20 protein-coding genes are annotated in these 21859 nt (G+C 55.2%); 8 read left to right on the plus strand and 12 right to left on the minus strand.

Annotated elements, in window-relative coordinates; translation table 11 throughout:
• The first annotated feature begins 134 nt into the window (after positions 1–134).
• Entirely contained in the window at positions 135–1325 is a 1191-nt protein-coding gene (locus tag ACRRUX_RS06715) for a class I SAM-dependent rRNA methyltransferase (protein ID WP_432528491.1), read from the plus strand.
• Between the two features lie 161 nt (positions 1326–1486).
• Here the strand turns inward: ACRRUX_RS06715 and ACRRUX_RS06720 are convergent, their stop codons facing one another.
• From ACRRUX_RS06720 to ACRRUX_RS06735, 4 genes are all read right to left on the minus strand, one after another.
• Entirely contained in the window at positions 1487–2161 is a 675-nt protein-coding gene (locus ACRRUX_RS06720; protein WP_432528493.1) for a thiol:disulfide interchange protein DsbA/DsbL, read from the minus strand.
• Between the two features lie 325 nt (positions 2162–2486).
• A complete protein-coding gene (locus tag ACRRUX_RS06725; protein WP_432528495.1) occupies positions 2487–3158 on the minus strand; it encodes a DNA-J related domain-containing protein in 672 nt (223 codons plus the stop codon).
• A 219-nt stretch (positions 3159–3377) separates the two neighbouring features.
• A complete protein-coding gene (gene nfsB, locus ACRRUX_RS06730; protein ID WP_432528497.1) occupies positions 3378–4028 on the minus strand; it encodes an oxygen-insensitive NAD(P)H nitroreductase in 651 nt (216 codons plus the stop codon).
• A 146-nt stretch (positions 4029–4174) separates the two neighbouring features.
• Positions 4175–4612 carry a CBS domain-containing protein gene (locus tag ACRRUX_RS06735; RefSeq protein WP_432528499.1) on the minus strand — a complete coding sequence of 146 codons (438 nt, stop codon included), beginning with the start codon at positions 4610–4612 and terminating at the stop codon, positions 4175–4177.
• Between the two features lie 221 nt (positions 4613–4833).
• On the opposite strand from ACRRUX_RS06735, the gene ACRRUX_RS06740 reads away from it, so the two are divergent.
• Positions 4834–6597 carry an alkaline phosphatase D family protein gene (locus ACRRUX_RS06740; RefSeq protein WP_432528763.1) on the plus strand — a complete coding sequence of 588 codons (1764 nt, stop codon included), beginning with the start codon at positions 4834–4836 and terminating at the stop codon, positions 6595–6597.
• Positions 6598–6759: 162 nt separating this feature from the next.
• Here the strand turns inward: ACRRUX_RS06740 and ACRRUX_RS06745 are convergent, their stop codons facing one another.
• Positions 6760–7311 (minus strand): hypothetical protein, encoded by a 552-nt coding sequence (locus ACRRUX_RS06745; RefSeq protein WP_432528501.1) that lies wholly within the window; start codon positions 7309–7311, stop codon positions 6760–6762.
• A 248-nt stretch (positions 7312–7559) separates the two neighbouring features.
• On the opposite strand from ACRRUX_RS06745, the gene ACRRUX_RS06750 reads away from it, so the two are divergent.
• Together ACRRUX_RS06750 and ACRRUX_RS06755 are read left to right on the plus strand one after the other, a co-directional pair.
• A complete protein-coding gene (locus tag ACRRUX_RS06750; protein WP_432528503.1) occupies positions 7560–9752 on the plus strand; it encodes an OsmC domain/YcaO domain-containing protein in 2193 nt (730 codons plus the stop codon).
• 212 nt (positions 9753–9964) lie between these two features.
• A complete protein-coding gene (locus tag ACRRUX_RS06755; protein ID WP_432528505.1) occupies positions 9965–10531 on the plus strand; it encodes a phosphoribosyltransferase in 567 nt (188 codons plus the stop codon).
• Between the two features lie 155 nt (positions 10532–10686).
• Here ACRRUX_RS06755 and purT read toward each other — a convergent pair whose 3' ends face one another.
• Positions 10687–11862 (minus strand): formate-dependent phosphoribosylglycinamide formyltransferase, encoded by a 1176-nt coding sequence (gene purT, locus ACRRUX_RS06760; RefSeq protein ID WP_432528507.1) that lies wholly within the window; start codon positions 11860–11862, stop codon positions 10687–10689.
• A gap of 218 nt (positions 11863–12080) precedes the next feature.
• The gene (locus tag ACRRUX_RS06765; RefSeq protein ID WP_432528509.1) at positions 12081–12623 is read right to left on the minus strand and encodes a DUF4136 domain-containing protein; all 543 of its coding nucleotides are present in this window, start codon (positions 12621–12623) and stop codon (positions 12081–12083) included.
• Between the two features lie 152 nt (positions 12624–12775).
• Between ACRRUX_RS06765 and ACRRUX_RS06770 the strand changes: the two genes are divergently transcribed.
• A complete protein-coding gene (locus tag ACRRUX_RS06770; RefSeq protein WP_432528511.1) occupies positions 12776–13048 on the plus strand; it encodes a DUF1289 domain-containing protein in 273 nt (90 codons plus the stop codon).
• 141 nt (positions 13049–13189) lie between these two features.
• Positions 13190–15523 (plus strand): TonB-dependent receptor, encoded by a 2334-nt coding sequence (locus tag ACRRUX_RS06775; protein ID WP_432528513.1) that lies wholly within the window; start codon positions 13190–13192, stop codon positions 15521–15523.
• 113 nt (positions 15524–15636) lie between these two features.
• Here ACRRUX_RS06775 and ACRRUX_RS06780 read toward each other — a convergent pair whose 3' ends face one another.
• The 5 genes from ACRRUX_RS06780 to ACRRUX_RS06800 all read right to left on the minus strand — a co-directional run bounded on the left by ACRRUX_RS06780 (position 15637) and on the right by ACRRUX_RS06800 (position 20251).
• Entirely contained in the window at positions 15637–16209 is a 573-nt protein-coding gene (locus ACRRUX_RS06780; RefSeq protein WP_432528515.1) for a hypothetical protein, read from the minus strand.
• Positions 16210–16500: 291 nt separating this feature from the next.
• The gene (locus tag ACRRUX_RS06785) at positions 16501–17277 is read right to left on the minus strand and encodes an ABC transporter permease (protein WP_432528517.1); all 777 of its coding nucleotides are present in this window, start codon (positions 17275–17277) and stop codon (positions 16501–16503) included.
• Positions 17274–18008, minus strand: coding sequence for an ATP-binding cassette domain-containing protein (locus ACRRUX_RS06790; RefSeq protein ID WP_432528519.1), 735 nt, complete (start codon positions 18006–18008; stop codon positions 17274–17276). Before ACRRUX_RS06790 ends, ACRRUX_RS06785 begins: the two co-directional genes overlap by 4 nt.
• On the minus strand, positions 18001–18957 hold the full coding sequence (locus ACRRUX_RS06795; RefSeq protein ID WP_432528765.1) for a YVTN family beta-propeller repeat protein: 957 nt from the start codon (positions 18955–18957) through the stop codon (positions 18001–18003). The genes ACRRUX_RS06790 and ACRRUX_RS06795 overlap by 8 nt, the downstream gene beginning before the upstream one ends.
• Before the next feature lie 19 nt (positions 18958–18976).
• A complete protein-coding gene (locus tag ACRRUX_RS06800; RefSeq protein WP_432528521.1) occupies positions 18977–20251 on the minus strand; it encodes an ABC transporter substrate-binding protein in 1275 nt (424 codons plus the stop codon).
• Between the two features lie 193 nt (positions 20252–20444).
• Between ACRRUX_RS06800 and pedF the strand changes: the two genes are divergently transcribed.
• Together pedF and ACRRUX_RS06810 are read left to right on the plus strand one after the other, a co-directional pair.
• Positions 20445–20900 (plus strand): cytochrome c-550 PedF, encoded by a 456-nt coding sequence (gene pedF, locus ACRRUX_RS06805; protein WP_432528523.1) that lies wholly within the window; start codon positions 20445–20447, stop codon positions 20898–20900.
• 11 nt (positions 20901–20911) lie between these two features.
• Positions 20912–21838: a substrate-binding periplasmic protein gene (locus ACRRUX_RS06810; protein ID WP_432528525.1), complete on the plus strand. Its 927-nt coding sequence runs from the start codon at positions 20912–20914 to the stop codon at positions 21836–21838.
• Positions 21839–21859: the final 21 nt, after the last annotated feature.

The following is a 21859-nucleotide window of genomic DNA, read 5'->3' on the forward strand; positions in this document are numbered from 1 at the left end:
TAAGTGCGCCAGGTCGCTGGTGTACTGGCCTGAGTGCGGCGAATTAACTCAACCCGGCATCAATAAACAGGGTAAAATAGCGCAATTCGGCTGCCGCTCTGGCGCCTTGTTACTGACCCCATCGGGAAAATTCCATGAGTATCCGCATCAAACTGAAACCGGGACGGGAGAAGTCCCTCGACCGTCATCACCCCTGGGTGTTTGCCAGTGGCATTCACAATATCAAAGGCAAACCGCAGCTTGGCGATACGGTCGATGTGGTTGCCCACGATGGCCGCTGGCTGGGCCGGGGCGCCTGGTCACCCGAGTCACAGATTCAGGTGCGTATCTGGACCTTTGACCGCCAGGAAGAGATCGATCGAGCCTTCTTCGAGCGCCGTATCCAGCGAGCCCAGGCCGGACGTGATGAACTGATCCGGGAAAAAGGACTGACCGGCTATCGTCTGATTGCTGCGGAATCTGACGGACTGCCGGGCATCACAATCGACAAATATGCCAATGTGCTGGTGTGTCAGTTGCTGTCGGCCGGAGCCGATGTGTGGCGCGACACTTTGGTGTCCGTGCTGGCCCAGCACTATCCGGACTGCGCCATTTACGAGCGCTCCGATGTGGACTCACGCAAGAAGGAAGGTCTGCCACTGGTGACCGGCCTGCTGCATGGGCAGTTGCCTGCCATGCCAGTGATTATCGAAGAGAATGGCGTCAGGATTTCTGTGGATGTGGAGAAAGGCCACAAGACCGGATTTTATCTGGATCAGCGTGACAACCGCGCCATGGCAGCCCGCTTTGTCGAGGGTAAGTCAGTGCTCAATTGCTTCTGCTATACCGGCACCTTCGGCCTGTATGCCGCCAAAGGTGGCGCGGCCAGCATTGAAAACGTGGATGTGTCTGCGCTGGCACTGGACACGGCGCGGCACAACATGGCCATCAATGAGCTGGACGACAGCCATGTAACCTACAGCGAAGCCGACGTGTTCAAACTGCTGCGTCAATACCGGGATGAAGGCAAAACCTTCGATGTGATTGTGCTGGATCCTCCCAAGTTTGCCGACAATAAGGCGCAGCTCAGCGGCGCCTGCCGTGGCTACAAGGACATCAATATGATCGCCATGCAGCTGCTCAAGCCCGGCGGTGTATTGCTGACCTTCTCCTGCTCCGGTCTGATGCCCGCAGATCTGTTCCAGAAAATCGTTGCCGATGCGGCGCTGGATGCCGGCCGTGATGCGCAGTTTATCGAGCGTTTGTCACAGGCGTCGGATCACCCTATTGGCGCAGCCTTCCCCGAAGGTTTCTATCTCAAAGGACTGGTGGCCAAAGTCTGGTAGGTGAAGTCTGGTTGGCACTGAGGTTGCCATTTATACCGGCCCGGGTCATCAGACCCGGGCTTGTTGTTACTGCAACTGAGTTATCGTTCTGGTCCAAAGCAAAAGCCCCTCAATTGAGGGGCTTTTTCGGGTAGGGACAGGAAGTTGACTACTGTCTGTTATCAGTCTTTCTTGGTAGACAGATAGTTGATCAGGTCAATCATTTCGCCCAGGTTGCGGATCTGGCCCAGATTGATCATGTATTTTTCGTTGACGATGAACGAAGGCACGCTCTGAATACGGAATTCGCGGGCCTGCTTGCGCCACAGCGCCAGCTTCTCATCGGTGACTTTGTTGTCTGCCAGTTCATCATATTTGGCGGCGGATACACCAAAGCCCATAAACAGCTTCTTGATGTCATCACGGCTGTTGATCTTTGGCTCATGGTTGTCGCCTGGCGCGCCGTGGTCGTGACCGGCAGCGGCATCTTCACCCTGGACGGCGGTGAACATGGCCACAGACATATCACCCAGTTTCTTGGTGTCGTCACCGGCAACCTGATGGATAACGGCCAGGGCACGCATCACTTCGGTCATCATGTCGCTGCGCTGAAATTCAACGTGCTTGGTTTCGAATTTGATGTCTTTGTTCAGGTGCGGCTTGATGGCCGGCATGTACTGGGATTCAAAGGCGAAACAGTTGTGGCAGTAGAATGAGAAAAACTCTGTCAGGGTAGGCTGGGCACTGGGCGCCTTATCAGAGATCTCAGTGTAATGCTTGCCTTCGTAGAAGGTAGCGGCATAGCTGCTCATGGAGGCAACAGCCAGGGTCAGGGCCAGTGCGGCTTTCTTAAACATAGTATCCTCAGAAATCGGTCGGAAACAGCGGGTATACGCCGGGCGTTCACCCAATGGTTTCAGAGTAGGTTGACTGGCTTAATTATGTCTGAAAGGCGCTGCGGGTTCGCCCCCGGAAATGTGACCTTGTCCGGAGTTTCGGCAATATCTCTTAAAGATGGCATGTATCGGCCCGGGTGGCCGTCGTAAACCGGGCGGTTTGCGGTTGCTGAAAGGACGAAGGCGAGGGGGATATCGCCCCCTGTCACAAGCGTTGACGGGTGCCTGTCGGCCGCCGATCTTCGCTCGGTATACTGACTTGGCAGATAACTCACTCCCGCTCAGTTCAGGGTTGTGGGGTTGCCTGCGCGGCGCGCTCGGTCTGTTCTCTCAATACCTGCCAGGCCTCACACACCAGCCGGAATCTGGCGGCATCACCGTTGGGCCTGTCCGGATGCCATTTCAGCGCCAGTCTCTTCCATTGACGACGGATATCCCGGCTGCTGGCTCCCACGTCCAATCCCAGCAGTTGCAGGGCTTTGATCTTGTGCATGCTGCTGATGGGCTGCATGCCCATGTAGTCCTGATATTTGTTCCAGAAGGATTGCAGCATCTCACGCACCACATTGGCACAGGTGTCATAGTTGTCCCAGTTGAAGTAATACTCCCGCAGGGCGATGTCCCTTGCCAGCTCCAGTTCCATATTGCCTGTCGGGCCCGACATCAGCCGGATCTCCATCGCCTGTACCTGCAGCCATTGCCCGGGCAGCAGCATCTCCTGCAGTTCATACAGGGCATTCATCAGCAGAAAGTTACGTTTGAACAGATCCTTATCCGGATTGTCATCGAGATCATGCAGTAGTCCCTGCTGACGCAGTGCGGTCGCAAGATGATGCACTTTCCAGCTGTCGCTTGAGGCCTGCAGCAGGCTGAGCAGCGGCCAGATCAGGGGATTTTCCTGACTGTTACGACAACCTGTGGTCCTGGGCGCCGTGAGACTCTGGGACAATGTGGGCATCTTAACTCTCCGTCAGTATCGGTAATGTACCGGCAGGCTTGGCTATGGCTGCAGTTGGTCGGTGAGGCTTCCCGGCGGTCGCTTGCCTGAGCGGGGAATATGGTGGACTGACTGCTGCTTTCCTTAATATGGAGCCAGTTCAAAGCAGCGTCAATTTACCCAAAGTTTGATATTTGAGTATGAGTGAGCGGGACCATGACGGTCCCGCAGTGCAGTTGATCAGAGCTCGGTCAGCACCTGATCCTGTGGCAGGCGGGATTTCGGCAGCTCAGCATTGAAATCATCGGCTGCGCGATAGCCCAGCGCCACCATCACGCAGGCATGCAGGCCTTTTTCTTCCAATCCCAGAACTCTATCCATTACTGCAGCATCGAAGCCTTCGATAGGACAGGCATCAATCTCCAGTGCGGCAGCGCCCAGCAGCAGGGTTCCAAGGGCCAGATACACCTGCTTTTCCATCCAGTCATTGGCATCCTTGAGGGTGTCGGTATGCAGGCCAACAAAAAACTTACGGGCACCCAAAATGGTGTTTTTTACTTCTTCATTGGCAATACGTCCATCCGCTTCTTCCTGTGCCAGCAGTGTATTGAGATAGGCATCGTCAATCGAGGTACGGCGGCACAGCACCAATACGTGAGATGCATTAAGCAGTTTCTGGGTGTTGAAGGCGAACTGGGCAGTGGCTTCGGTCAGCTGCTGCCTGGCTTCATCTGAGCCTGCCAGAATAAAGTGCCAGGGCTGGGAGTTCACCGATGACGGACTGTATCTGAGCAGGGTCTTAATCTGCTCCAGCTTATCCGCAGGAATGCGTTTGGTGGCATCGAATGCTTTGGTGGTATACCGGCGTGTGGCCAGTGCTGCAATATCCATCTTTAATCCTCTGACTGCAGGTGCCGGCCTGAGTCCCCGGCTGGCGCCTTACTGATGATGTGGGTCAGCTGACCCGTGACCATTCTGGCGCAGTCATCAGAGGTTAGGCAAGCGCGTCGGCCGGTAAATTCGACGCGCCTGTGCGGTCAGGCTTTGGGAGTGATCTGCTGCATCAGTTCATGGCACAGCTTGAGAAAGTCCGATGCCGTCAATATGCCTTTCACCTGCATCTGCTCATCCACCACAGGCATACAGGAGAGTCGATTTTCCAGAAAGAAATGGATCACTTCGGCCGCCAGATCCTCTGGCTTGCGGGTGATGGGCGGATCCATCACCTGATGCACCGGAATAAACTTTTCTTTGCGCTCCAGTACGCCGGGACCATAACTGTTGAGCAGATGGATAACGGTGGACACGATCTTCTTGTGACTCAGCACTCCAACCAGTCGTCCGTTGTCATCGATGATGGGCAGGTGTTTGACCTGTTTCATCAGAGCATGGGCATCATGCACAGTGGCATTCTGATGCAGGCAAACAGGATTACAGGTCATGATTTCATGGATTTGAATATTGTGGTCTGGCATGGCGCCTCCTTGTGCCCTATAGCGTCTTTTTCATTCTATCAAAAAATCATCGGTTCCCCAGTCGCCCGGAAAAACATTTAACAATAAGCCACAAATGTGTAACTTGATGAATGCAAACTCCTCGTACCACTTGGACCTGACACTGAGGCAGAGCTGAAAAGCCTGTTCACAGAGCCAGGCGTACCGGGCACAAAAGTTCAGAGCAAAAAAGGATAATAATGATGAAAGGGACTGTTTCCCGTCGGGATTTCCTGGCGATGTCGGCCAGAGGCATAGGCGCTGCTGTGGTGTCTTACGGTTTATGGGGCTGTGGCAGCTCAGAAAAGGAAGCATCGGTTGCGGCCAGTTTTCTGCATGGCGTAGCCAGTGGCGACCCACTGCATGATGCGGTGATCCTCTGGACCCGGGCAACGCCGCAGCAGAGCGGCTCTGTGCTGGTCAGTTGGCAGGTGGCCCTGGATAAAGAGTTCAAACAGCTGGTGAATGCCGGTGACATGCGCACCGATGCCGACCGCGACTACACAGTGAAGGTGGATGCCAGAGGACTGGAGTCCGGACAGAGTTACTATTATCGCTTTATGACAGGTGGTGAGACCTCTCCTGTGGGCATGACCAAAACCCTGCCCGAAGGGGCGGTCAGCCAGGTGAAATTTGCGGTGATGTCCTGCGCCAACTTCCCGGCCGGATACTTCAATGTGTACGACATGGCGGCGGGGGAGTCCGAGCTTGACGCTGTGCTGCATCTGGGAGATTACCTGTACGAGTATGGCCGTGGCGGCTATGCCAGTGAGGATGCCGCGGCGCTGGGGCGCGAAGTGTTGCCCCAGGGTGAACTGCTGGCGCTGAGTGACTATCGCACTCGTTACGCCCAGTACAAAACAGATTCCTCCTTGCAGAAACTACATCAGGCCGTGCCTTTCATTGTGGTGTGGGATGATCATGAAGTGGCCAATGATGCCTGGAAGGGCGGCGCCGAGAATCATCAACAGGATGAAGGCGATTATGATGCGCGCAAGCTCGCCGCGCTGCAGGCCTATTTTGAATGGCTGCCGATCCGTCCCTATCGCGAAGATGACAACGAAGAGATATTCCGCAGCTTCAGTTATGGTGATCTGGTGGATTTGCACATGCTCGATACCCGCATTATCGGCCGGGATCAGCAGCTGGATTTCAACACTTACATCGATCCGGCCACCGGCGCATTTGATGGTGCCCAATTCCAGGCTGATGTCGCTTCTGATCAGCGCACTATGCTCGGCCAGCTGCAGTTGATTTGGCTGCAGGGGCAGTTGCTCAGTGCCAATGGCAAATGGCAGGTGCTGGGCCAGCAGGTGCTGATGGGCAAAATGTTCCTGCCCGCGGCCATCGCCACCCAGCAGCTGTCTGTGGCTCAGTACGCCCAGCTCGGCGCGCTGGCGCAGCTGGCTGCCAGGGCTCAGGCCGGTGATCCGACCCTGACGGCGCAGGAGCTGGCCTATCTGCAGGCCAATCAGCATCTGTTAACGCCCCAGGCTCTGGCGCTGCTGCAGCTGCCTGCCATCCCTTACAACCTGGATGCCTGGGATGGTTACGCCTATGAGCGCGAAGTGGTACTGGGCACGGCCAAATCCCGTCAGCAGAATCTGGTGGTGCTGGCCGGTGATACCCACAATGCCTGGGCCAATGATCTGCGGGATGTAAATGGTGATGTGGTTGGTGTGGAGTTTGCCACGGCCTCGGTGTCATCCCCTGGGCTGGAGCTTTATCTGGGCCTGAGCCCACAGGAAATCGCACCTACCGAAGCGGCCATCGTCAGCCTGGTCAGTGACCTTAAGTATGCCAATATCGGTGATCGCGGTTATATGACTGTGACCTTTACCCCCGAGGCGGTGACCAGTCAGTGGCGCTATGTCAGCACCATCAAGTCTCAGGAGTACAGCGAGCTGACCGACAGGGGCATGACGGCTACCTCAATGGCCGGAAACCCAGGGGTTCAACTGGGCTGAGTAATGCCACTTGCTGCTCAGGCATGGTGAGCGCCTGCTGCATTTAAATCATGAAAGGCGTCCTGTTGCAGGACGCCTTTTTACGTTTGGATGAATGGTTTGTCGTTCTGGTCCGGCTTGGCTGTCTCTGGCTTAGTGACTTCAGGTTTAGTGGCCACAGGCTTAATTGCCAGAGCTGCTCTGCTGAGCCAGCGCCTGCCGTAGGGCATTGAGCGGTGCGACCGCAAAGCCTTCATCATAAAAGAATTTCACCTGTCCCTGAGCATCGAGCAGGAGCACTCTGGCATTGTTGGGATTGGTGTTGCCGGTGAAACCAACCACTTTATCGCCATCCTCAAATACAGTGATCACCCCGCCCCACAGGGCTTTGGGGATACCGGCGCGCATCCCGTCGTTGATCTGGGTTTCAAACATACGCGGCAGCATACCGGCTATGGTGGGCAGCTCAAACACCTCCACCCGGGTTTGGGTCATATCCAGCCCGATGAGCCAGCGGTCGATATCAAACTGAGCGTCCTGCACATAGCCAATCAGCAGCACCACGGGGCGACCGGCAAAATGGCCCGGCAGGTTGACCTGCTGTTTGCTCAGCGTGGTGCCGGCAACTGCCGGAAACGGCTGATCCAGCGGGGTTTGATTGGGGTAGCGTGTGGAGCAGGCGCCCAGACTCACAATAATGGTGAGTAAACTCAGTAACTTGACAAGTGATGACATGATGCACTCCGGATGGGTTTGACGTCATTACGGTTCGTTGACCAAAGTCGATCACTGCTACCACATAGCCGCGCCGGCCAACTTTCGGGATTGTTCCTTTCAAGCGTTGCTAAAAACAGGGATAATGCGAGGCAATTCACGTTATCCGCAGATGTGATTGTCCTTTGCCGCCGCTCCTCGGGCGCCAACAGCAGGACAGTTGCCACGCAACCACATCCGTTACCGGACCATTCTTTCGGAATAAACCCATGGAAATCAAAGTTAATTTTCTCGACAACCTGAGACTCGAAGCCAAGTTCGACGACTTTACCGTCGTGGCGGATCAGCCTATCCGCTATAAAGGCGATGGCAGCGCGCCAAGCCCGTTCGATTACTTTCTGGCATCGTCGGCCCTGTGCGCCGCCTATTTCGCTAAGGTGTACTGCGTCTCCCGGGATATTCCGACCGAAGGTATCCGCCTGTCGCAAAACAATATTGTGGACCCGGAAGACAGATACAACCAGATTTTCCAAATCCATGTGGAGCTGCCGGACAGCATCTCTGACAAAGACCGTCAGGGTATTTTGCGCTCCATCGAACGCTGCACAGTGAAGAAGGTGGTACAGACCGGCCCTGAGTTTAAAATCGAGACTGTCGAGAGTCTGGATGAAGACGCTCAGGCCATGCTGATGGTGAAACCGGCAGGCGGCGACAGCACCTTTATTCTGGGCAAAGATCTGCCGCTGGAGCAGACTATCGCCAATATGACAGCGCTGCTCGAAGATCTCGGCATGAAGATTGAGATCTCCTCCTGGCGCAATCTGGTGCCGAATGTGTGGTCACTGCATATCCGCGACGCCGCATCGCCAATGTGCTTTACCAACGGCAAAGGCTCGACCAAGGAGAGCGCGCTGTGCTCGGCGCTGGGCGAGTTTATCGAGCGTCTGAACTGCAACTTCTTCTATAACGATCAGTTCTTTGGGCAGGAGATTGCCAATGCTGAGTTCGTGCATTACCCGCATGAAAAGTGGTTCAAGCCCGGCCCCAATGATGAGCTGCCAGAAGGCATTCTGGATGACTACACGCTGGCGATTTACAACTCGGACGGTGAACTGGCAGGTTCTAACCTGATTGATACCAACTCAGGTAATGTTGAGCGCGGTATCTGTGCCATCCCCTATAAGCGCCACAGTGATGGCCAGACGGTTTATATCCCGTCCAACCTGATTGAGAACCTGTTCCTGTCCAACGGCATGAGTGCGGGCAACAATCTGGCGGAAGCCAAGGTGCAGTGTCTGTCGGAAATCTTCGAGCGTGCGGTGAAGCGCCAGATTATTGAAGAAGAAATTGCGCTGCCGGAAGTACCCAAAGAGGTGTTGGCCAAGTATCCCTCCATTGTGGCCGGAATTGAGGCACTGGAAGCACAGGGCTTCCCGCTGGTGATTAAAGACGCCTCGCTGGGCGGTCAGTTCCCCGTGATGTGTGTGACTTTGATGAACCCACGTACCGGCGGTGTGTTTGCCTCTTTCGGCGCCCATCCAAGCTTTGAAGTGGCGCTGGAGCGCAGCCTGACTGAACTGCTGCAGGGCCGCAGCTTTGAAGGTCTGAACGATGTACAGAAGCCGACCTTCAACTCCATGGCAGTGCAGGAACCGGAAAACTTTGTGGAGCACTTTATCGACTCCACCGGAGTGATCTCCTGGCGCTTCTTCAGCGACAAAGCTGACTATGAGTTTGTCGAGTGGGATTTCTCCGGCACCAACGAAGAAGAATCTGCCGCCCTGTTCGGCATTCTGGAGGAGCTGGGACTGGAAGCCTATGTAGCTGAGTTTACAGCCATTGGCAATGCCTGCCGGATTCTGGTACCGGGGTTCTCTGAGGTGTATCCGGTGACTGACCTGGTGTGGGACAACACCAACAAGGCGCTGGATTACCGCGAAGACATTCTCAATCTGCACCGTCTGTCTGACAGTCAGTTGGCGGATCTGATTGAGCGTCTGGAAGACAGCGAGCTGGACAACTACACCGACATCAAGACCCTGATTGGCATCGAATTTGATGAAAATACCGTGTGGGGCCAGCTGACCATTCTGGAGCTTAAGCTGCTGGGTTATCTGGCGCTGGGTGAGCTGGAAGCGGCCATTGAGCTGGTGGAAACCTTCCTGCAGTACAACGACAACACAATTGACCGTAACCTCTTCTATCAGGCGATGCAGGCCGTGCTGGAAATCGAGCTGGACGATGAGCTGGCACTGGAAGATTTCAGCTACAACCTGACCCGTATGTTCGGCAAAGAGCGTATGGAGGCGGTCATTGGCTCGGTAAACGGCTCAGTGCGCTTCGCCGGTTTGACCCCAACCAGTATGAAACTGGAGGGGCTGGACAGACACCAGCGCCTGATCGACAGCTACCAAAAACTGCATCAGGCCCGTGCCCGTCTGGCGGACAAGTACCAGGCATAAACTGATCTGCCGGTCCTGAATCAAAGCCAACCCGGGCGGGTTGGCTTTTTTATTGGATTTTGATCAGCTTTTGCCGGTGATTTACCCAAGCAAAATCGCCCAAGGTGCAGTAAAATGCGCTCCCAATATCCGGCAGGCGCAGTTCCCTGTGCCCTGATCTGAATTGGGGCTGTCTGGCGGAGACTATTGACAAGAATGAAGAGAATCGCACCATGACAGAAAAACGCTATATTACCGCACAGGAACTCCTCGAAGACTCCTTCCGCCTGGCTGCGCAGGTTTACGAGAGTGGTTTCCGCCCTCAGTTTATCGTGGGGATCTGGCGTGGTGGTGCTCCCATCGGTATCGCCGTGCAGGAATACTTCGATTTCAAAAAGGTCGACACTGACCATATCGCGGTGCGCACCTCTTCCTACTATGGCATCGGCACTGACAAGCAGAGCAAAGAGATTAAGGTGCACGGTCTGCACTACATCATTGAAAATGCCAACGCCGACGATGGCCTGCTGATTGTTGATGACGTATTTGACTCTGGCCGCAGCGTGCACGCCCTGATGGACGTACTCAAAGAGCAGATGCGTCTGAACCTGCCCAGGGACATCCGCATTGCCTGCCCATACTACAAGCCTGCCAATACTCAGGTGCCGCTGAAACCGGATTATTACATCCATAACTCAGACGAGTGGCTGGTATTCCCCCACGAAGTGGCGGGTCTCAGTGAGCAGGAGCTGGATGAAGGCAAGAGTGATCTGGCCAATATCCGCCACCTGTTTAAATAATTTCACAGGTTAGAATTCACTGGCTAAAGTTCGCGGGCTGAGTTTTAGCTGGATAAGTAACAAAAAAGGCTGCACTTCGTTGGAAGGCAGCCTTTTTTGTTGTGCGGTTACCCGATTTGCAGGTGCGTTAGCGGATTTACAGGTGCGCTATCGAATTAGTATTGCACGCTGATGCAGGCGGCGGCTGTGACGGCTTTGTCGATGGCGGCTTCTGTGGTTGCCGCGCGGGCCAGAGCCACGCCTAAGCGGCGGCGACCGTCAATGTCCGGTTTGCCAAACAGGCGCAGTTGGGTGTCCGGCTGAGCCAGTGCCTGCGCCAATCCCTGATAGCGGATGTTGCTGGACTTGCCTTCGGCCAATACCACGGCCGAGGCCGATGGTCCGTGCTGCACTATGTGGTTGATTGGCAGTCCCAGAATCGCCCGCACGTGCAGGGCAAATTCAGACAGATCCTGACTGATCAGGGTTACCATGCCGGTATCGTGGGGGCGCGGAGAAACCTCAGAGAAGTATACCTCTTCGCCCTGAATAAACAGCTCAACCCCGAACAGACCATAGCCACCCAGGGCTTCGACCACGGCTTTACCGACCTGTTGCGCCCTGGCCAGCACCGAAGCTGACATCGCCTGTGGCTGCCAGGACTCGCGGTAGTCACCATCTTCCTGACGATGACCTATAGGGGCGCAGAAGTGAATGCCGTCCACCGCACTGATGGTCAGCAGGGTGATTTCATAATCAAAGGCCACAAAGCCCTCAACAATCACTCTGCCTTCACCGGCGCGGCCGCCCTGCTGGGCGTAATCCCAGGCGGCATCAAGCTGACTTTGCTCGCGGATCACGCTCTGGCCCTTACCGGATGAACTCATGACAGGTTTGATCACGCAGGGCAGGCCAATCTGCGCCACGGCAGCGACAAATTCCTCATGGGTATCACAGAAGCGGTAGGGCGAGGTGGGTAGCTGCAGGGTTTCGGCGGCCAGGCGGCGGATGCCTTCTCTGTCCATGGTCAGCGCGGTGGCGCGGGCAGTGGGCACCACCTTAAGGCCGTCGGCTTCCAGTTCTACCAAAGTGGCAGTGGCGATGGCTTCAATTTCCGGGATCACATAGTGGGGCTGCTCAGCCTGAATAAGTGCTTTGAGCGCGGCCCCATCGAGCATATTGATCACATGATTGCGGTGAGCCACCTGCATGGCAGGCGCGTTGGGATAGCGATCCACGCCTATCACTTCAACGCCCAGGCGCTGCAGTTCAATGGCGACTTCTTTGCCCAGCTCGCCGCAGCCGAGCAACATGGCGCGGGTTGCGCCGGGAGTATGAGGTGTGCCTGTCATGGTGAGGGTACCTTGTTATTATTGGTGAGATTGGCGCGAGTGTACCCTGTCAGCCGCAGCAGCCCAGAGGCCAAACGTGGGAATAAATGGCTTTTGTGCAACCGATCACCGGATTGTATTTTGATCAGAATTGAGAGATTTTCAGCGCAAAAAATCAGCCCGCACTGGCGGGCTGATAAGTGACCTGTAGCTGCTTCGCTGAGCGCACGCTGCGCCAGCTATTGCTTGGCTGGCTGGGGAGGGAACTGCGCGAGGATATTCGCCACGGCTTTTTGTGCCGCCTGCGCTTTTTTATCGCCGCCACTGCTGAAGTCGTAGCTGTCGGTACCACGCCAGATCAGGCGGCGGCTGGGATCATAAATACGGATATCAATAATCTGCTCCTTGGTATCTTTGCCTGTGGGCAGATCCACTGCCGTGCCCAGACTGATGCCGCCATTGCTGCCCCAGGTACCGGTGCCAAGTCCTATCGAGACGTTGGAGTCCTTGGGTTTGTCCTGGGTGGCGAGATCAAAACCCACCAGAAAGTCAGGTGCTCTGGGGTAATCTTTAAAGCCTTTGGATGTCAGATCCCGGCTGATCTGATTGCTGATCCGCTCGGCACTGATGGGATCATCGGTAATGGGGGCGGGCAGCATGGTGAAGTTTTCCAGCTTGCTGAAATTAAAGTCGACATTGTAGTCAGTTCGCGGTGGCGTACCTGCGCATGCAGCTAACAGCAAAGTACCAAACAGCAGGGCAATAATACGGCTGGGATTCATATGCTTCTCCAAAACTGAGGCGTGGCATGGGATAAGCCCCAGAATAGGTTTATTGCGCTGTTGCTGACAAGTGAAATCAGAGTGTTGCCTGTTTAAAACTGCTGTCAGGTGTTATACATAGGGAGTAATTCACCTTCCGTTGAAGAATCATCATGGAGCAGTTGGGCTTTTTTGATATTCCCAGTCCCTGTCTGGGGATCTGTACCACGGACAACCGGGGTTATTGCCTGGGTTGTATGCGCAGTCGTGACGAACGGTTTCATTGGCAGCAGTTGTCTGATGCCAAGAAACTGGAAGTCATTCGTCTGTGCAAGCGCCGCCGTCGCAGTCGGCAGTTGGCTATTCTCAAGGCGCAGAAAGATCAATTGCAACAGCAAAGAAACGAACTTAATGGCAGTCTGGATTTCGGCAGCGCCGACGACTGAAACGGCAGCTACCTCGCTGTTTTCGTTACAAAGTAGGATTTTTTCCCATCTTTTTCCCAATTCAATCCTCTGGATGTTTTACCTAGCCTGAGAAACAGTTGGCCATGTGGCCGGATATGGCGACTGTACTTCGGAGGCCAGGTGACTCAACCCTTTATTCGCATTCCATCGAGCTTCTGCCTGTTGCTGGCCGGAGTTTGCCTGCTCTGCCCGGCGGAGAGTCTGGGCAGCGACGGTGGCATTGAGGTTATCACCGTCATTGGTCACGGGGATGAGTCGAGCGACAAGCATTACGCAGGTACTGTTCAGCGCGCCGCTGCGACGGAGATAGCGCGCAGCCTGAAATCCCATGCCGGGCAGTTTTTGAACAGCCATGTTGCCGGGGTAACCGTCAATGACGTGCAGAACAATCCGTTTCAGCTGGATCTGCAGTATCGGGGATTTACCCTGTCGCCCTTGCTGGGGTTGCCTCAGGGAATGTCTGTGTATGTTAATGGCGTGCGTTTTAACGAACCTTTCGGTGACACTCTCAATTGGGACCTTATTCCGCTGGAAGCCGTGCAGACATTGAGTTTATATTCAGGCTCCAATCCGATATTCGGCCAGAACACTCTGGGCGGAGCTTTGGTGCTTGATATCAAAGACGGCTTCAGCTTCCAGGATAATGTGCTGGATATTCGCGGCGGCAGTCATGGCATGTGGCAAGGTACGGTTGAGAGCGGCGGTAACTCAGGAGAACTTGGTTACTATGCCGTGATCAGTCGCTATGAAGAAGATGGCTGGCGGGATTTCTCCCCTACCGAAGTGACTCAGTTGTTGACCAATCTGACCTGGAAAGCGGGTGAAAGCAGTAGGTGGGATCTGCTGGCGGCAACCAGTCGCAGTGATTTGATAGGTAATGGTGCCGTGCCATACGATTTAATGGCGCTTGAAGGTCGCTCCGCCGTGTATACCCACCCTGACCAAACCGAAAACGACCACTGGTTTGCCTCTCTGGCCGGGGATATTCAACTGGCGTCCAACCTGTCATTGGATTTGAATCTGTACTACCGGGACTCAGAGACCAATACACTTAATGGTGACGACAGTGATTTTGAGGAGTGTGAAGTCGATGGTGAAGAGACCCTGTGCGATGAAGACGATGAGCCGGTGGAGTTTGTCGATCGCAATGGCAAAGAGTTGGAGGTCGACCTGGATAAGTTGGGGCTGGAAGCTGACGCTCTGGATGGCCTGAACAATACCTCTCGAACCGCGCAAAAATCCGGCGGGATATCGGCTCAGCTGGTACTCGATCTGGAGCGTGGCAGCTTCCCCGGTCAGTGGGTATTGGGTGCCGGTGCAAGTTGGGCGGATATCGATTTTAGCTCAGATACTGAGTTCGCAGAGTTGATGAATGAGGAAGTGGGGTCACCAAGATCCACCTCCGGGGTGGGACTGTATGACGAAGGTTCAATTGTGCGTCTGGATAGTAATCGAACCCAATACTATGGCTTTATTGCCGGTAGCCTGGCGCTGAGGGATAACCTGCAACTGACGACAGCGGCAAGGTACGACTTTACCAATATCGAGATGATAGATTTGGCGCCCGGGGAAGATGGCACCACATTGGACGGGGACCATGATTTTAACCACTTGAGCCCATCGGCAGGCCTGATCTGGCAATTTATGGAGCAAGCCTCACTCAGTGCTTCCTGGGCGCAATCCAGCAGAGCGCCTACACCGGTAGAACTCAGCTGCGCAGACCCGGATGCGCCCTGTAAATTGCCCAATGGCTTTGTGTCCGATCCTCCGCTCAGGCAGGTCGTCACTGACACCTGGGAGTTGGCTCTGGCATACAATGACACTGCCTTCGGGGCAGAGCTGGTGTGGTTTCACGCCATGAACCGGGATGACATTATTTTTCAGCAAGCCGGTGCTTTGGCGTCAGAAGGCTACTTTGCCAATGTCGGGAATACCCTGCGTCAGGGACTGGAGACGGTTTTCAGTCAGTCGTGGGGGCAATGGCGGCTGAGTCTGACATACAGCTATCTGGACGCCACTTTCCAGAGTCCTTTTGTATCTTTCAGTCCCAACAATCCGCAGGGCGGTCATCGCCTGGTCGCCAAAGGTGACCGCATTCCCGGATTGCCCAGGCACAGTGCCAGGTTGGGGTTGGAGTGGCAGCTGGACGATTGGTTGCTCGGGCTGGATATGCGCATGCAAAGCAGTCAGTTTTACCGTGGTGATGAAGCCAATGAAAACGACCGTCTGCCCGGGTTTGGTCTGGTTGATCTGCGTGCCGCTTATCAGCTCAATGACAACATCGGCCTGTATGCCGGTATCGATAATCTGTTTAATCGCCGTTTTGAGACCTTTGGTGTCTATGGTGAGTCTGATGAGGTGTTGGGCAACCTCTATCCCGGTTTTGATGATGTCCGTTTTGTCGGGCCGGGAGCGCCCCGCCGTATATTTGTTGGATTTAAGCTAAGTTTTTAATCACCAAGGATATTTAAATAAATATTATGTGGATTCCGTAAATAGAATTACAGTAATTCTATTGCTTCAGTTTTTACTTAATAATAAGTCGCCTGAATATATTGTCAGTGATATTAATGAAGTCGTTGTAATTTCATTGAAAATACATCCTGTAAGCTGAATTGTAAATCAGCGACTGAACGGTGTAATTCATTAATGCAGCAGCCGGGTGAATGCTCTTGTTTACCACGTTTATTAATCGGTTTAACTGGCTGTACAATAAAGTCTTTTGTTGGATTCAGATGACCACAGTTGGTTGCCACACTTTCAATTTTTTGCAGCCTGGAAATGATCGCCTGAGGATATTGCTGCAGTGCCGTTTTGATATGGTCCCGTGATAGCCCCGGCTGCAGCTTGTCATCTTCCAGACCAATAGCCGCGCCGACCATAAGGTAGCAGCGGTCTATCAGCTGCAGATAGCCTGAGTCCGCCGCTGGCGTGTCCGGTGATGATGAAGGTGACTTGATTTGCTCGAAGCAATCGTCGATGTCAGCGACCCGGGAGAGTACCTGATAGGAATACGCTTCGTTACGGTATCTCGGGGACTGGGTGATTTCCTGTTGTCCCGGGTTTTCGAGCTTTAATTTGATATATTCAAAACTCAAAATTTTAAGACTGAACAAACTCTTGTCTTTAATATGCAGCATAAAACCTCAAAACAATCAGCCATTCCTGGCTCGGGTTATTTATATATTTTATACGCAAATTATCTACGGGTAATTAGTCGAGATCCATCAATTTATGTTATTTGTTTTGAGTCTTATTATTCTCAATGACTTATCCGGAATGCCAAAGTACATTTATGTGAAATATATCCGCCTGTAAACAAAATATTCCGAAAAAGCTGCCTGATTTTTATATTCAATGGATATTAGTCAGATCCAATATTAAAAATATCATTGAGCTCAATATATTGAGATAGATTTGAAGCTGATAGTTCAGTGGAAACGACGCTCGGGACGAAAACTGACCACGGCCACCAGACTGAAGGACAGCGTGCACCCCAGCACCACCAGCAGCGCGGGCAGATTGAGCTCGTTATACAGGGCAAAGCGAATAAGCTCAGTGCCGTAGGTGAAGGGGTTATAGCGGCAGATAAGATACAGCCAGTCGTTGGCTTCCTGCATTTTCCACAGGGGATACAGGGCGGAGGACAGGAAAAACATGGGGAAGATGACAAAATTCATCACCCCGGCGAAGTTCTCCAGCTGTTTCACCCAGGCGCCGATAATCAGCCCAAGCATCCCCAGCATCAACGCCGTGAGCAGCATGGCGGGCAGGGCGTACAGATAGCCGGTCAACGTCAGCTCAATGCCATAGCACCAGGCAAATCCCAGCAAGGCCAGCGCCTGCAGCAGGGAAATGAGCGCCACCGCCAGCACTTTGGCCAGTAACACAAAACTGCGGGGCAAAGGACTGGTCAGCAGCACTTTCATGCTGCCCATTTCCCGATCGTAAACGATGGACAGCGAGCTTTGCATGCCATTGAACAGCAGCACCATGGCACACAGTCCCGGCAATATGTACTCCTCGTAATTGATGTAAGTCTCGTAAGGCTCAATGATGGCGATGCCCAGCGCCGCCCGGAAACCGGCGGCAAACACCACCAGCCACAGCAAAGGGCGCACCAGCGCACTGAGAAAGCGGGATTTCTGACTCCACAGCTTGAGCAGTTCACGCTGACATATGCCGACAAATCCCTGCCAGTAGTTCATTGCGCTCGCTCCATCAGCTGGCTGAACAGCTGCGCCACAGTGTCTGCGCCATAGCGGCTCAGGAGTTCAGCGCACTGTCCCTGCGCCAGCAACCGGCCCTGATGCAGCAACAGCAGCTGATCGCCGGTTTGCGGCTCATCCAGCAGATGGGTAGCCCACAGCACACACACCTGATGCGCGGCGCAGTATTGGCGTACTGTGGCAATCAGCTCCCGGCGACTGCCGGGATCCAGGCCGACACTGGGTTCGTCCAGCAGTAAAATGGCGGGCCGGTGCATCAGTGCCCGGACGATCTCCAGCCGGCGTCGGTGGCCGGTATTGAGCGTGCGTACTTTGTCATCCAGCCGCTCAGTCAGGGCAAAGGTGGCCAGCAGCGGCGCGGCCTGCTCCAGACTTTGGCGGTGGTTGAGGCCGTGCAGTGCGCCGAAGTAACACAGGTTTTGCCGGATACTCAGATCCATATCCAGCGTCTGCTGCTGAAACACCACGCCCAGGCGGGCATTGGCGCGATACCCAAGCTCATTGAGTGGCCTTCCTGCAAACAGGATATGCCCCTGCTGCAGGCGGTACATCTGGGTCAGCAGCGCAAACAGGGTGGATTTGCCGGCACCGTTGGGCCCCAGCAGCATAGTGATGCCCGGTTGCAGGCGAAAGCTGACGTCAGTCAGCGCCGCGCGGGTGTGATAGCAAAAAGTCAGCTTGCTGACTTCAACCAAAGCGGCATCAGTCATCGGCAATGACCACGCCCCAGGGATAGCGACCGACCCGGATAGATTTGATCACCTTGAGTGAGGGCACGTCGATCACCGACACATCACCGCTGACACCGTTGGTGGTGATCAGCTTTTGCTGATCCGGACTCAGCGACAGCTGCCACACCCGCCTGCCTACCAGCAGATAGTCCAATACCTCCAGAGTTTGCTGATCCACTACTGCTACATGGTTGGCCGGGCCCAGTGCCACAAAGGCATATTTGCCATCATCGGTAAGGCGGACGCCTACAGGCTGCACTTTATCGGCATGCACCCCTTTGGGGGCAAAGGCGATGGTTTTGATGATTTGCTGACTGGCGGTATCGATGACAGACACAGTGCCGCCAATCTCAGAGCTGACCCACAGCTGCTTGCCGTCCGTGGTGAACTTGGCGTCTCTGGGACGGGCATCCACCAGGGTGTTGTGGATGTTGTCATTGCTGAGGGTATCAATCCAGTGGGCCATGTTGGAGGTTTCTGAGGTGACAATCAGGGTATGGCCATCCGGACTGATCCCCACCCCTTCCGGCTCAAGGCCGACATCAATCTGGGTGACTACCTTTCTGCCGGGAATGTCGATCACCGTCAGCAGCGCATCATCCTCGTTGGCGGCGTATAACCAGTCACCATTGGGATGCAGAATAAACTGCTCAGGATCTTCGCCTGAGGGTAACTCGCCGACTATCCTGCCGCTGGCCCGATCGAGAATTTGTATGGTGTCGGACTCGCTGGCACACAGGTACAGCTGTTTGCCATCTTTGCTCAGTATGATGCCCCTTGGCCGCGAGCCCACCTGCCAGGTCTCCACCACCTCCAGCGTGCCCATGTCGATGACGCTGATGGTGTCATCCTTTTCATTGCTGACATAGGCATGCTGCGCCTGCAAAGAGCTGCAGAACAAACACAGACAAGACAACAGCTTAACCATAGAAAGACGGTGCATGGCATTACTCCGTTGAACTCAGTTGGCAGCGGCTTTCCCGCCGATCGGCGCCCAGGGTGTCCATCTCATTGCTGGGGTGCAGAAATCCGTCCAGCGGCGCGGAGGCAACCAGCGCCTGCTGGTGAAACAAAGGGATGGGCTGGCGCAGCTGGCCATTCCAGGGGCGAAAACTCAGTTTGCGTCCCATGTATCCGGCAACGGAGAAGTCCGGTGCCAGCATACGCGTGCGCAAGGTCGTTACCTCAGCGCTGCGGCTTTGGATCAGGGCTTCACTCAGGGCGCGCACTGCAATCCAGGCGGCAAAGTCTTTATCTGTCATGGCCCGGTTGAACTGAGCGCGGAAGCGGTTTTGCAGCTGCACTGCGCCCCAGGCTTCAATCACGCCGCTCCATTCGGCGGCCAGCATGCCATGGGTGCCAATAACCGGGCGCGGCAGATGAGTGTTGTAGGGCAGCAGTTGCCCGAACAGATTGGCAGTGTCGGCCACCCACACCAGATCATAGTCATCCGTGCGGGTAAAAGCCTGCAGCTCAGTGCCCGCCACCCGGCGCAGATCCGTCTCAAATTGCCACACTTTTTGTTCAACCAGTTTATGGCCAAACTTGCTGATGCTGTGTTTCACGGCATCGGCATAGGCCGCATCCTGTGGGCTGCTGCCGCTGACAAGCAGCACTTTGCTCAGGCGCCGGCTGCGCATCCACTGGGCCAGGGCATCGGTTTGCATACTGTAGCTGGCGCGGGTATGTAGGGTGTTGGGCAGGCACAGTTGCCGTCGCAGGCTATCGTCACGATTGCCGATATTGATCAGCAGTACATACTCTGGCAGTTGCTTTCGCAGCGCCTGCAGATTGGCGGTGGATAGATCGACCAGCAGAATGTGGCTGCCGGCGGCAACCCAGGCTTGCGCCTGACTGATGAGCTGCGCCGGGTCGCTTTGCAGTGCTGGAACGCTCAGCTGAGCCGTATGCAGTGTGATGTGCTGGCGCAGAAATTTGCCGGTGCGATTGCTGTCAGCCACAGCCTGCAGCGCGCCGGCCAGTCCTTCATCCCCGGCGGGTCTGAGGTAATCAGGCACGGCAGAGACAATTTCTGCCGGCTGCTGCAATATCCCCAGTTGCAGCTCGATGCCGGTCTCCGTTGGCAGCTCACCGGCGCTGGCCTGTGCCTCGGCATGGCTGGCAACCAGTGGCCAGCAGGCCCAGAGCAACACCCCAATGCGGCAGGCAAACACCCCAATGCGGCAGGACAACATAGCGATGGGTCGGCTTGCAAACGGCATGGCAGGGGCGGCTCCTTAGGTCATAGGTGTGGTTCTACTCTATTGATTGGATTGGTGGAGTTCAAACGCCGCCCGGTCGGGAATGAGGCTTTTCCGCCTAAAGGATGAGACGCTCACCCGCTTTGGTATCATTGGGTCGGCTGCTCGGGTTTTCTACACTGGCAACAAGTTCACAGTGCAGAGAAATACAACGATGAAAGCAGCCCTTACCCGCCTTATTATCACCCCGCTGGCCTTAACCGGTTTGCTGCTGGGGGGATATGCCCTGGCCCATGGCAATGTCACGCCACAGTCCATAGACACCAGCAGCCTGCCTGCCCTGGGGGAAGAGTGGAACGAGACCAACCCTTACCGCGAGCAGGGTGGGGATGTGCGGCTGGAGATCCTGCGGATCGGCGCCTCAGCCTATAACCAGAACTGCGCCCGCTGTCATGGACTGGAGGGCATTTCCGGCGGTATTGCCCCGGACTTGCGCCTGCTGGCAGCCGATATTGATGGCGATGAATGGTATGTCTACCGGGTGCAGAATGGCGCGGTGCGCAATGGCGCTGTGTATATGCCAAAAATGACTGAGCATCTGAATCAGGAAGCCCTGTGGGCCATCCGCACCTGGCTGGAGTCGGTTGCCCCGCAACCTCAGGCGGAATAAGCGGGGTTGCCATGAAACACGGGCTTTGGCTGGCAGCCGGGCTGCTGTGTCTGCTGTTATCTCCCGCTTGGGTGCAGGCGCGCAATTATGACGAGGTCATCGACAGTGGCGTACTCAAGGTCGCCCTGTACCGGGACTTTCCTCCCTATTCCTGGCTGGAAAAGGGCCAAGCCAAAGGCATGGATGTGGAACTGGCCGGCGCGCTGGCCACCGGGCTTGGGGTGAAGCTTGAGATCCTCTGGGCCACGGCCGGGGAAAATACCGGTGATGACCTGCGCCAATACCTGTGGAAGGGCAGCAATCTCAATACCACTGACGGCAGTCGCATCAAGGCCGATGTGATGCTGCGCATTCCCTATGACAGAGCCTATGCCCAGCAGCGGGATGACACAGGGCATCTGGCCCATGAGCTGGTACACATGTTCGGTCCCTATCATGAGGAGCGCTGGCAGTTGGCCTACAACCCCGACAAAATCGAGGATGTGCCAACCATGGCGGTGTTTCAGTACCACAATATCGGCGTGGAGATAGACTCCGCGCCGCAGTTTTTTCTCACCTCAGCGTTTGGCGGTCGCCTGCGCGACCATACCCGCAGCTATCACGATATCAGCCAGGCTTATGCCGCCATGACCCAGGGCGAAGTGGATGCCGTGATGGGCATGTACAGCCAGATCCAGTGGCTGAACCAGCGTCAGGGTGGCAAGGCGGTACTGGCCCAGCGCCACTATCCGCTGTTTGGCAAACAAACCTGGGAGTTGGGGATGGCAGTCAAGGACGACTATCGGCAACTGGCCTATGCGCTGGAGGACATCATGCTCGAGTGCATCCGCGATGGCCGGATGGCGGCCTGGGCCAGTGCCAACGGCTTCAGCTATCAGATGCCGCCGCGCTATCTGCCACCCGAAGCCACAGCGAGCGCAGTGGCTTCGGGTGGCTGAATTCATGCTTTAGGATGAGTG

The sequence above is a fragment of the Shewanella sp. GXUN23E genome (assembly GCF_050865035.1).
Classification (GTDB): domain Bacteria; phylum Pseudomonadota; class Gammaproteobacteria; order Enterobacterales; family Shewanellaceae; genus Shewanella.

What these genes read in the sequence shown, in the direction of transcription:
- ACRRUX_RS06790 (WP_432528519.1), bottom strand. Translation starts at nt 18,008, where the DNA reads ATGACTGATGCCGCTTTGGTTGAAGTCAGCAAGCTGACTTTTTGCTAT.
- ACRRUX_RS06740 (WP_432528763.1), top strand. Translation starts at nt 4,834, where the DNA reads ATGAAAGGGACTGTTTCCCGTCGGGATTTCCTGGCGATGTCGGCCAGA.
- purT (WP_432528507.1), bottom strand. Translation starts at nt 11,862, where the DNA reads ATGACAGGCACACCTCATACTCCCGGCGCAACCCGCGCCATGTTGCTC.
- ACRRUX_RS06785 (WP_432528517.1), bottom strand. Translation starts at nt 17,277, where the DNA reads ATGAACTACTGGCAGGGATTTGTCGGCATATGTCAGCGTGAACTGCTC.
- ACRRUX_RS06750 (WP_432528503.1), top strand. Translation starts at nt 7,560, where the DNA reads ATGGAAATCAAAGTTAATTTTCTCGACAACCTGAGACTCGAAGCCAAG.
- ACRRUX_RS06770 (WP_432528511.1), top strand. Translation starts at nt 12,776, where the DNA reads ATGGAGCAGTTGGGCTTTTTTGATATTCCCAGTCCCTGTCTGGGGATC.
- ACRRUX_RS06780 (WP_432528515.1), bottom strand. Translation starts at nt 16,209, where the DNA reads ATGCTGCATATTAAAGACAAGAGTTTGTTCAGTCTTAAAATTTTGAGT.
- ACRRUX_RS06810 (WP_432528525.1), top strand. Translation starts at nt 20,912, where the DNA reads ATGAAACACGGGCTTTGGCTGGCAGCCGGGCTGCTGTGTCTGCTGTTA.
- ACRRUX_RS06725 (WP_432528495.1), bottom strand. Translation starts at nt 3,158, where the DNA reads ATGCCCACATTGTCCCAGAGTCTCACGGCGCCCAGGACCACAGGTTGT.
- ACRRUX_RS06800 (WP_432528521.1), bottom strand. Translation starts at nt 20,251, where the DNA reads ATGCCGTTTGCAAGCCGACCCATCGCTATGTTGTCCTGCCGCATTGGG.
- ACRRUX_RS06735 (WP_432528499.1), bottom strand. Translation starts at nt 4,612, where the DNA reads ATGCCAGACCACAATATTCAAATCCATGAAATCATGACCTGTAATCCT.
- nfsB (WP_432528497.1), bottom strand. Translation starts at nt 4,028, where the DNA reads ATGGATATTGCAGCACTGGCCACACGCCGGTATACCACCAAAGCATTC.
- pedF (WP_432528523.1), top strand. Translation starts at nt 20,445, where the DNA reads ATGAAAGCAGCCCTTACCCGCCTTATTATCACCCCGCTGGCCTTAACC.
- ACRRUX_RS06765 (WP_432528509.1), bottom strand. Translation starts at nt 12,623, where the DNA reads ATGAATCCCAGCCGTATTATTGCCCTGCTGTTTGGTACTTTGCTGTTA.
- ACRRUX_RS06755 (WP_432528505.1), top strand. Translation starts at nt 9,965, where the DNA reads ATGACAGAAAAACGCTATATTACCGCACAGGAACTCCTCGAAGACTCC.
- ACRRUX_RS06715 (WP_432528491.1), top strand. Translation starts at nt 135, where the DNA reads ATGAGTATCCGCATCAAACTGAAACCGGGACGGGAGAAGTCCCTCGAC.
- ACRRUX_RS06745 (WP_432528501.1), bottom strand. Translation starts at nt 7,311, where the DNA reads ATGTCATCACTTGTCAAGTTACTGAGTTTACTCACCATTATTGTGAGT.
- ACRRUX_RS06720 (WP_432528493.1), bottom strand. Translation starts at nt 2,161, where the DNA reads ATGTTTAAGAAAGCCGCACTGGCCCTGACCCTGGCTGTTGCCTCCATG.
- ACRRUX_RS06795 (WP_432528765.1), bottom strand. Translation starts at nt 18,957, where the DNA reads ATGGTTAAGCTGTTGTCTTGTCTGTGTTTGTTCTGCAGCTCTTTGCAG.